This is a genomic window from Okeania sp. SIO2B9 (assembly GCF_010672505.1).
Taxonomy (GTDB): domain Bacteria; phylum Cyanobacteriota; class Cyanobacteriia; order Cyanobacteriales; family Microcoleaceae; genus Okeania; species Okeania hirsuta.
This window is the reverse complement of the sequence record NZ_JAAHGK010000074.1, coordinates 1-11,125: the sequence shown is the minus strand read 5'-3', so window position 1 is coordinate 11,125 and position 11,125 is coordinate 1. Positions and strand designations below refer to the sequence as shown.

General features: G+C 33.9%; 9 protein-coding genes. 1 reads left to right on the top strand and 8 read right to left on the bottom strand.

Going from position 1 to position 11,125, the window contains the following annotated elements; all coding sequences use genetic code 11:
- Window positions 1–1,080: 1,080 nt before the first annotated feature.
- The 8 genes from F6K13_RS04850 to F6K13_RS04815 form a co-directional block, all read right to left on the bottom strand.
- Window positions 1,081–1,245: a hypothetical protein gene (locus F6K13_RS04850; RefSeq protein ID WP_287286931.1), complete on the bottom strand. Its 165-nt coding sequence runs from the start codon at window positions 1,243–1,245 to the stop codon at window positions 1,081–1,083.
- A 6-nt stretch (window positions 1,246–1,251) separates the two neighbouring features.
- Complete coding sequence (locus F6K13_RS04845; RefSeq protein ID WP_124154312.1) at window positions 1,252–2,244, bottom strand: hypothetical protein; 993 nt, start codon at window positions 2,242–2,244, stop codon at window positions 1,252–1,254.
- Window positions 2,245–2,336: 92 nt separating this feature from the next.
- The gene (tsf, locus tag F6K13_RS04840) at window positions 2,337–2,996 is read right to left on the bottom strand and encodes a translation elongation factor Ts (protein WP_124145724.1); all 660 of its coding nucleotides are present in this window, start codon (window positions 2,994–2,996) and stop codon (window positions 2,337–2,339) included.
- Between the two features lie 426 nt (window positions 2,997–3,422).
- Window positions 3,423–4,244, bottom strand: a complete 822-nt coding sequence (gene rpsB, locus F6K13_RS04835; RefSeq protein ID WP_124145725.1) for a 30S ribosomal protein S2 — start codon at window positions 4,242–4,244, stop codon at window positions 3,423–3,425.
- Between the two features lie 870 nt (window positions 4,245–5,114).
- Window positions 5,115–6,587 carry a glycosyltransferase family 39 protein gene (locus F6K13_RS04830; RefSeq protein WP_124154311.1) on the bottom strand — a complete coding sequence of 491 codons (1,473 nt, stop codon included), beginning with the start codon at window positions 6,585–6,587 and terminating at the stop codon, window positions 5,115–5,117.
- Between the two features lie 277 nt (window positions 6,588–6,864).
- Window positions 6,865–7,530: an HAS-barrel domain-containing protein gene (locus F6K13_RS04825; RefSeq protein ID WP_124145726.1), complete on the bottom strand. Its 666-nt coding sequence runs from the start codon at window positions 7,528–7,530 to the stop codon at window positions 6,865–6,867.
- A gap of 866 nt (window positions 7,531–8,396) precedes the next feature.
- On the bottom strand, window positions 8,397–8,591 hold the full coding sequence (locus tag F6K13_RS04820; protein WP_124145727.1) for an NAD(P)H dehydrogenase subunit NdhS: 195 nt from the start codon (window positions 8,589–8,591) through the stop codon (window positions 8,397–8,399).
- Between the two features lie 88 nt (window positions 8,592–8,679).
- A complete protein-coding gene (locus F6K13_RS04815; protein ID WP_124145728.1) occupies window positions 8,680–9,750 on the bottom strand; it encodes an Mrp/NBP35 family ATP-binding protein in 1,071 nt (356 codons plus the stop codon).
- A 503-nt stretch (window positions 9,751–10,253) separates the two neighbouring features.
- Between F6K13_RS04815 and hemF the strand changes: the two genes are divergently transcribed.
- On the top strand, window positions 10,254–11,125 hold an 872-nt coding region (gene hemF / locus F6K13_RS04810), incomplete at its 3' end, for an oxygen-dependent coproporphyrinogen oxidase (protein WP_287286930.1).

Genomic DNA, 11,125 nt, shown 5'->3' with positions numbered 1-11,125 from the left:
CTTTTTGTAGTCTTTCCCAGTCTATATTTTCTCTTTCGTTATTCATAGCATATTGTTTCTATAATATTTTCTTAGTCGCTCATTTATAGAAATTCACACTTAAATAAATATCAGCATTCAGTTTTTTGACTTCTTTTATTTTGCTTTCTTTGAAGAAATCCATTTATCTACCTATAATATATACAGCAGATTGCAGATAAATGAGGTACACATAAGAATGGTCAAGTGTTTGTCGTGTGAGCATCTTGCCCGCGACTGGTGTACCTTACTAATATGAAATACGCTGTAGAATAATATTTTAATCAGAGTTGACTGTAGATTGAGATAGACAAGTTAATAAATTTCATAATTCTGTGCCATTTCACATAAAATTCGTATAACAACCAATAGACATCTCCGGAAAAGAGGGAGTAGAGAGTAGGGGGGAAAGAATTGATGATTTATCTACGATAATTAATTTGGTTTTTTATTATTGGAGATGTCTAATATTTAATACCAAAGGTGATAAATTTTTGCTACAAATAGCTAGGATATTTCTTAGGAGTCAGTCCTCAGGAGTCAGAAGTCAGAATGAATAGCTTCAATACCATTTTTGACCTAGGAAATTCTCTTTTTTCTCCAAGGGACATCTCCTTTAAAGTCTTTTAATCATGCTTATTATTCGTAACATTCTTTTTTCAAAATGGTATAACACCTAATACCTAATTATGTGCCACCTCACATAAAATTAGTATTATCTAAGGAATTAATGAAGAAGTAAGAAAAAATTCAGGAAAAACTCCTTTTAGGTATGATTTTCCAATTACCTTTTTGTAGAATTAATCCATGATAATTAGTATTACTTCTGTCCTCGAATTACTTTAGTGTGAAAATTTTTAGCCCATATAATCTTAATGTATAGCAGAAATTACTTATCTAGGCGATTAGTTATCTAGAAAAGAAAAATATTGCATTGTCTGAATTTTAAGCTTTTGATATGTCAAATACAGTAATAGCGACTACTATATTTACCACAAATTTTATCGAATAACTAAGGTTTAAAGCTTAATTAAATCAAGGATAAAAAAGAAAAAAAATTATTTATAGAACTCCGTTCCACTGAAATGACCAAAAAACCTTCGTCCTTCTACTCCTCTTTACTTCTTCTTTCTTCCCTCCTGACTTGGTTCTTCCCCTCCTGGGAGGGGTTAGGGGTGGGTTGACTCCTAAGTAATGAAGATGAATATCATACACGTGCTTCAGCAATACCAATTATTCTTCATACCAACTAGAACGCCATGCTGACTCTGCCTCTATTACAGCTCGTTCACGTTGCTTTTTACGATATTCTCGCTGCAATTGGTTAAGTCTTCGATCAAGGTTACGAATTTTATTACGCCAGGCAGTAATATTAATATCAGTAAATTCTATTTCAGATAATCTGAGATTTACTGCTATAACTTTAGTAACTCTAGAATTTTTTTCTTCTTCTGGATCTTCTGCTTCAATTAATAAATTTAATAAATTAGGTTTTCCACCTAAAGGAGTATCACCTGATTCCATTTTGGTCGCAGCTTCTAAAACTTTTTTCGGTATTTTTTTCGGTAGTATTTCTGCATTTTTAAGGATGCAATTTGCCTGATGAGAAATTTTTTTGAGGATTTCAGGTATTTGCCTTTCTATATTCTCTTGCCAAGATATTAATGTATCTAAATTATCTAATTTATCAATAATATTTTCTGGGGAATTTTCTATTTCTTCTGTTTCAATTTTATTCAAATTTTCTTCTATCCGATCTGCCAATTTTTGCTCTTTATTATCAGATGTTTGAGTTGGAAATAATACAGCAGAATCAAATTCTATGTTTGTCTTTTGGTCTTTTAGTGGGGATGTTACTTCTTGCTGCTCCCCATCTTCTTCACTCAAAAGACTTATCATTAATTCTGGTGCTGAAGTCCCATCTAAATTTTGCTGTTCTTCTGGATTTTGTTCTAATAATTCTTCTAATTCTCTAACTGGTAATTTTGCTATTTCTCGCAACTCTGACTGCATTTTTTGTCGCTGAGGAAATGATAAATTAAGAAAAGCTTCTGGATATCCTTGAGTACATATATGATAACTAGCAAAAATTAATTGTTGGCCTATCCCTTGACCTAATACTTTGAAATAACCTTCATAAGTACCATAAAATTCTTTGGCAATTTCAGCGATCGCTACTTCTATTTCTTTCAATTTTTCCTCTACTTGCCTTGCTGCTCCCACCATAGTGAATTATTTTCTATCTATCAACAATTAAAAATTAAAAATAAACAGATTATCTCTGCTATTCTTAATTTTTAATTATGATTATTTATCAATTATTCCTTTGCCATTTGTGCTGCTACTTCTTCAGCAAAATTCTCCTCTTTTTTCTCAATACCCTCTCCCAAAACAAATCGTGTAAAACGACGTACTTGTACTTTTTCACCTAACTGAGCGCTAGTTTCCTTAACCAACTCTGCCACTGTGACATTTTGGTCTTTAATATAAGGTTGATCCATTAATGTTAATTCTTTGAGTCGCTTTTCTATTCTTCCCTGAACTATTTTTTCCCTAATATTTTCCGGCTTTTTACTAAGGTCTTCTCTACCCATTTCTATAGATTTTTCACTCTCCACAAATTCCGTAGGAATCTCATCTACTGAAATATATTCTACCTGTGGACAAGCTGCTATTTGCATAGCAATACTTTTCACTAAATGTTTGAATGCTTCATTCCGGGCAACAAAATCTGTCTGACAATTTACTTCTACTAAAACGCCAATTCTGCTACCTGTATGAATATAACTTTCAACCAGTCCTTCTGCTGCTACTTTACCCTCAAGTTTTCCTGCAGAAGCAATACCTTTTTGTCTTAGCCATTCTGTAGCCTTAGTAATATCGCCATTATTTTGCTCGAGAGCTTTTTTGCAGTCCATCATGCCTGCGCCTGTTGCTTTACGCAATTCTTGAACTAACTTTGCAGATATTTCTGGCATATTTTTTATTCCTCAATTTAACTTGACTACAATTTTAATATTTAGGAATTAATCCTACTTTAGTGCCTTAATTTAAAGTAGGCTTTTTAGAAATAATTTACGTTGTATTTTATCCCTAAAAACCCCACCTCAACTACTCAATAATATTAAAGCATTCAGCTATCAGCAGTCAGCTATCAGCAATTCGTAATTATAGTCATTTTAGTTTAGATTAAGAGAAGTATTTTTTGCGGTGAAAGGGTTTCCGCCGAAAAAGTATTTCATTCTTATTTAAAATGACTATATTCATTACTTCTAAGGTTTTTGTCCTGGAACCCATGGCAGTAACTTTTTATTATTTTTCAATTTTAAAGGTTGCTTTTACGCATACTCAAAATTAATAGCTGATAGCTAATAACTGACGGCTGAATGCTTACCTAGAATTTTTTATTCTTCTTCATTATTTTCTGCTGATGACTCTTCCTGATCATCACTTACATTAAATTCTTCTTCCGCTCCATCATAATCATAATCTTCTTCATATTCTTCATAGCTATCATAATCTTCTTGATCCAGAGTTTCTAGTTGACCATGACGACCTTCATAGATAGCATCAGCCAACTTACCTACTATAAGTTTGATTGAGCGGATAGCATCATCATTAGCTGGAATTGGAATATCAACTTGAGTCGGGTCACAATTCGTATCCAACAAAGAAACTATAGGAATATCCAACTTCTGACATTCTTGAACAGCATTATACTCTCGTCGCTGGTCTACCATGACAACTCCATCTGGCAAGCGACGCATATTTTTAATACCCCCCAGATATTTTTGTAACTTAGCCATTTCACGACGGAGAACCGAAGCTTCTTTTTTCGGGAGTAAATCTAGTGCCCCATTTGCTTCACGACGCTCTAGATCTTTGAGTCTTTCTACCCGAGTTTTAATAGTAGTCCAGTTAGTGAGCATCCCACCTAACCAACGTTGGTTAATATAATAAGCTCCACATCTACTGGCCTCTTGAGCGATAATACCAGCAGCTTGACGCTTCGTACCAACAAATAAGAATTTTTTTCCTTGTTCAGAGGCAGTTCTAATATAGTCGTAAGCTTCTTCCATTAATTGAGCTGTTTGAACAAGGTCAATAATATGAACGCCGTTACGCTCTGTAAAAATATACTGGGACATTCTTGGATTCCAGCGACGGGTCTGATGCCCAAAGTGGACTCCTGACTCTAACAATTGAGCCAAACTAACAACTGGCATAATTATAATCTCCTATTCGGGTTTAATCCTCCATCCAGGTGCATTCTCATAGATTCTTAATCTGTAGAACACCCGACTACCCAGATGTGCGATTTTAGACAACTTTTCTAGTGTATCATATCAAATCCCGTTAAACGGTTATGGAATGGTTAAGTCTTTAGGAGTCAGGAGTCAGAAGTAGAGATAATCACTTTGATGAGCGTAGTTATGACCGAAAAACTTTAGTCTCAAGTCGTAAGCATTCAGTTATTAGCGGTCAGCTATCAGCTTTTTAATAGACATCTCCTCCATGCATAGGGAGTAGGAAGTAGGGAGTAGATTGATAATTGCTTTGCGATAATTGATTTGATTTTTTATTATTGGAGATGTCTAATGAATAAAGCAAGCATTCATTTAATTTCTACTACATTCTCAACCAGATATTCGTACTCTGAAGCTTTGATAAAATTGCTTTTTTCTCCTTTAAAGGTAATAAAGCTGAATGCTGAATGCTGAATGCTGAATGCTTACTTCAAGTCTCCCTTTTCAAGGGGATAAAAAAAGAGAATATTCTATATTTCAAGCCTCCTTATTGTAGAGGTACTGTTCAACAATTAATAATTAATAATTAATAATTAATAATTACCTCTCTTTGGAAACGGATAGGATTGACTAATCATGAAAATTTTTTCTTGTTTCTCCTTTAAAGGAGAGGCTTTAGACCAGAATTTTTCGGTAACTATTCGGTAACTAATAACTGATAACTGAAATGACAATTGGATATTTTTTTATGTCCAATTCCACCGAATTTGATGTCATATATATCCCTACCAATACTACTAACATTCCAATCTGAAAAAAAATTAATGGTTGCTTGGCAAATTAAAAAGCTTATTTTAAAGACTTTAAAATATAGTGATCGACAGCAGAAATATCATTGCTTTTTGAATAGAATTTGTTTATATATGAGTCAACATCACTAGATGTATATATAAAACCCTTAAATCTACCGATTAAAATTTGTTCAGGGCGATATTTTACAAGTAATTCATATACTTCATCTTGAGTCAGTTGGCCTGTCTTTATGCGCTTAGTAGAGAACACCGCAATTTCTGGAGGAACAAGTAAATCTGCATAAAAACCATAAATTGGAACATCTGTAAATAGCCATTTTGTTGAATCTTTATGCTCTATTAGACGATTTATAACTGCAAATTGTGGTTCATAGTTTTTTTGAAGACTAGGAATATCTTTTGAAACTTTAGGTTTTAATGTTAATAATGCAAATATCATTAAAATCAATGAAATACTTGCCCAAAAATAATTTCCTAATCTAAATTCTCGTTGCTGAAAAAGGTCAAAGAATGGAACAGATGCATAAGCGGCCAACCAAGCCATAGGAATAGCAATGAGACAATAATGATGTGGCCATACTGGTCTATGATTTAAAAGAAGCAATGTTCCTGTTCCTAGCCATGCAACTGGAAATATACCTTCCCATCTATGCCTCACAAAAACTACTAATATACCGAAAATAGCTAAAGAAAATAGATCGTAATCTTTATTGATGATGACTTTACTTAGCTTTTCAAAACCATTTTTCATGGTAAATGCAGCTTGAATTTCTTCTCCAAAATGAGTACCAAAAAGCTGTTCATAGCTTAACTCATTAAATAATAATGAAACAATCAAGAAAATAACAACTAAACTTATTATCCAAAGTAGTAAAGGGTACATCAATTTACTTCTTGGCTTCTGATTTGATTCAACATTAATTTTATTGACATCAAATAGAACAAGTAAAATAATTGGGATTAAAAAAACTGTAAAAAATTTAATTTTTAAAGACAATGCAAAAAGAACACCGGAAATAATCAATAAATATTTTTGCTGACTCTTTTTGTAAATAAATAAAAAGTAGATAGAAATTACGGCTAAAGATAATGAAGGAATTCCGATCATAACAGCACTACTAAATCTGATAAACCCTGATGAAGCAGCCAATGATATTGCTCCAATAAGAGCGGGGAACATTCCTAAAGAAATACGAATAGTTTCAAAGAAAAACCATATTAGTAATGCTGAAAAAGTTACAGTCAAAAGGCGTGCTGAAAAAACAGATTTTCCAACTATACTAAACCATAATGAAAGCAGGGCTGGGAAAAAGAAAGGCTGATCGCTCCAAATTTCTGTCTGCGGTGAGTAGCCTTGCATATAAAGTGAAGCCCTCATTAATTGAAGTCCTTCATCAAAATTGAGTTGAAATTCCTCCTTTAAGGGAACAATCATAGGAACTATTATAATTGCTAATACTAGATACAGTAGAAACAAAGATATGTAAAATACTTTTCGTTTAATCATCATTTTTGAGTTATAAATTTGATTCGTCAACTTAGCTCAAACCCTGATTTAACCTCGCCTTTAATTAAGTTAGAATTCCCCTAAATATAACTGCTTGAATAATTAATAATTATTAATTATTCATTTTTCTCAGCTCCTATCATAGGGAAAAAATATTTTCTTCCAATGGCGTTAATCCTCTCCCTTTTAATAAGAGGGAATTGTTAATTTTTAATTGCTGAAAAAAACCTTATCTTGCCAATCATCCAGCCTCTTAATTATTTACTGGATAAATCAGCTATTAAGGATGTATTTGCCCTAATATTATTTTTAAGCGGTCATAATCATCTCTCAACAAAACACTCATATTTCTACCTGCCTGAACTAACCAATTACGGTCGGCTTTTCTCAGTTGATAAATTTCTCTAATAGTAGCAGCTACTAAAGCATCAACAGGAGCATTAAATAACTGTAATAAAGTCCGCAAAAAATCTAATTTTTCACTAAACCTAACTATTTCTTCTGGTTCACATAAATAAACTGCTTGATGAATTTGAGGTGGACGGGGTGGAAGATATTGGTAAATTCTGCCATTTTCTGCTGTAGAACCATTTAATTCTTCTTGAGACTTAAAACCTACTATTGCTACCCTAAATTCTGTCTTCAACATAGCAAAAATTTGTGGTTGTTCTTCTCGTAATTGAGTTAAAGACATTCCCAAAGCTCTTGCCCTATGTACTGAATCAATAGGCAAGGTAGTTGCATAATAAACCACTCCATAAATCTGATTTCCTGATTGTTCATCCTCCGATTTTACCCAAGTACCAAAAGCAGGCATCATCGGAAAATCTAGCTCATCTGGTTCTAAACATTGAGCCAAAAATTCTGTTGTTGCTGTTTCTATTACTTCAGCTATGTAATTGTTCTGACGATTTGTATTAGCAAATTGGGGTAAAGGAAGACGCATAAGTATATAAGAAGGTGGTAGGTTGTAGGTGGTAACTTGTAGGTTTTAGGTGGTAGATGATTAAGATTTAACCCAAAAACTCATCTTGATGTTTTTCTACAATTAATAATTACCTCTCCTTAAAATTTATAGAATTGGAAAACAGAATTTTTTTCTTGATTTCCACAGGAAATAAAAGACTTAAAACCTGAATTATTAAGTAATGAAAAACAACTTAGTATTTACTAACTAAATTATTTGGCGTTGCTGAGTGGTAATGATTTTGAGATTAACTTTGGGCGCAAAACATCAGTTTTTCAATTTTACCTTCAGCTCATAGACATCTCCAAGAATCAAAAATCAATATCTATATCCCAAAGAAATTATCAATTCTTTCCCCTCTAGGGAGGGGGAGGGGCGAGGGGTGGGTTCCCTACAGCAAAGCTGCCTACTTCCTACTCCCTATGGGTGGAGTAGATGTCTAATTCTCATTACATTTAAGCTAACACCAATTATTTTTTCTTGCCACCTGCCGTTGCATCTACTACAGCGGTTTTCATTTCGGTCACTGTAGTGACATTCCATGGAACTTCCCTACAGGATTTTGATTGTGGCGATGTAATTCATCAATATGAAAAGTGCTGTAACTCTAATTATGAGAGTCTAAATGTTACTAACTTATCCCAAAGTATTGAAGAAGGTTGTAGGTGGTAAATAATTAAGATTTCATCCAAAATATCATACCATTCTTGATGTTTTTCTACAATTAATAATTACCTCTCCTTCAAGTTATATAATTTGTTTTGCTCTTGATTTATTCTTGCAAATAAAAGACTTTCAACCTAAATTGTTCAGTAATGAAAAAAATCTATTATTTACTAGCTAAATTATTTTTTCTTGCGACCTGCCGTAGCATCTACTAACTCTAATTCTGAGAGTCTAAATGTTACTAACTTATCCCAATTTCCACCTTCAAATAATACAGCAGCTTTACCGTCACTTACTCGTTGAACTTGTCCTTGAAATCCATAATAAGTATCACTAATATTTTTAACTTTAACTGCTACACCAGGTAAAATCATTGTTTTCTACTCCTATCAAAAATTTTCTTAATTTTAGGAAAATAAAAGCTTTTCTATTGTAATATTTTTGGCATCTATAAATCTTATTTTATGCCAAAGCTACAACAGAAACTCTACCAGCAATTTTTTGAGCGATCGCTTTCAACTCTTGAGCTGAACTAGAGTTAGGAGCGCCAACTACAATAGGAACTCCACTATCTCCACCTTCTCTGACAGGCATTTCCAAAGGAACACCTCCAAGTAGTGGTACACCTAATTCCTCCGCTGTTCTTTTACCACCACCAGAACCAAAAATGTCATACTTTTTCTCTGGCATATCTGGAGGGACAAAATAACTCATATTTTCAACTATTCCTAATACAGAAACCCCTAACTGCTGAAACATTTTTAGACCTTTGCGAGAGTCTAATAACGCCACTGTTTGAGGAGTTGTCACAATTACCACTCCAGACATAGGCACAGCTTGAGCTAATGTTAATTGAGCATCACCAGTACCAGGAGGCAAGTCTACCAATAAATAATCTAAATCACCCCATTGCACTTGGTACAAAAATTGTCGGATAATTCCATTCAACATTGGACCACGCCAAATTACAGGTTGATCTTTATCAATTAAAAAAGCCATAGAAACCAACTTTACTCCATGATTAAAAGCTGGTTCCAGGACTTCTCCAGACTGTCCTGCTTGTACCATAACTTTAGCATCTGCTAGACCTAACATCGTTGGGTCGTTAGGGCCATAAATATCAGCATCAATCAAACCCACTTTAGCGCCCATTTGAGCTAATGCCACAGCTACATTCACTGCTACTGTGCTTTTACCCACTCCACCTTTACCACTAGAAACAGCAATAATATTTTTCACTCCATCAATACCTTGGCGGTCAGGTATAGTTTTCTGCTGAGGAGTCTCTGCTGTGACATCTACTATAACTTCCTTAACACCGGGAAGTTGCTTGACAGCTTTTTGACAGTCTTCGACAATAAATTCTCGTAATGGACAAGCTGGAGTTGTCAATACTAAGGTGAACTTAACTTGTCCATCTATAACTTTAATATTGCGAATCATATTTAGTTCTACCAAACTCTTTTGCAGTTCTGGGTCTTGCACTGGCCGTAAAACATCTAAAATAGATTGAGTATCAGGTATGGTTGACATATAATATCCTTCAAAAATTAAATTTTTCTTAAATTATATCTGCTATTTGCAAGATAATGTTAAATATTTTCTTCACTTAATTACTAATAATTAAATTAATTATTAATTTGATATTTTAATAAAAGTAATGAATCTTAACCTAAGAATTAATGTAATTTAGGTCGTCTAGAGAAATGATTGCCAATGAGATAAAAAATTAAATTTAGTAATTAGTAAAAGAATCAATAATAACTAGCTACAAAATCTTTTTTAAGCCATCAAGAATTTATCGTCTGCCGTATCATAATCATATAGTTTAGATGTAAATCAATAGGCAAGAGTAATTAAATAATTAAGAATTATAGTTGAGTATTTGACATCTTCTGATGACAAGATAGGTTGATTTACTCAAAAAAAACTGGAAAAAACAGGAAAATTTTACTAGACGATCGATAGCATGGTAGGATAAAAAGTCTGGAAAGATACATATAATTTTTAGCCAATTTGAAACACATATTGTACCTATGACAGCTTCCACTGAAACTCAAAAAACAACACCTCTATCTCTATCACTGGGTAGTACCCAAGGTCGAGTCAGTAAATTTATGCAGGATATACAAGATGAAATTTGTCAAGGACTGGAGCAACTAGATGGAATAGGCAAATTTAAAGAAGACCGTTGGGAACGCCCAGGTGGTGGTGGAGGAAGGTCTCGTGTAATTAGAGACGGTGCGGTTTTTGAACAGGGAGGAGTTAACTTTTCAGAAGTGTGGGGAGATAAACTACCACCAAGCATACTAGCACAAAGACCAGAAGCCGAAGGTCATGGTTTTTATGCGACCGGCACTTCAATGGTACTGCACCCTGAAAATCCTTATGTACCAACAGTGCATCTTAATTATCGCTATTTTGAAGCAGGACCTGTATGGTGGTTTGGTGGAGGTATAGATTTAACACCTTACTATCCCTATGCAGAAGACGCAAATCACTTTCATCAAACTATTAAAGCAGCCTGTGACAAAAGCCATAAAGAGTATTATCCTGTATTTAAAAGATGGTGTGACGAGTATTTTTACTTAAAGCATCGTCAAGAAATGCGAGGTGTAGGGGGTATCTTCTTTGATTATCAAGATGGTCAAGGGGAATTATACAAAGGGCCAGATAGTCAAGGACCAGCAGCAATCTATAGTCAGCAGTTAGGAGTTCCTGAATCTCGTAATTGGGAATCCTTATTTACATTTGTACAAAATTGTGGTATATCATTCTTGCCAGCATATAAAACAATAGTAGAGCGACGGCAACCCATGGAATATGGCGATCGGGAACGCAACTTTCAGCTATACCGACGTGGCCGTTATGTTGAATTTAATCTAGTGTATGACAGAGGTACAATTTT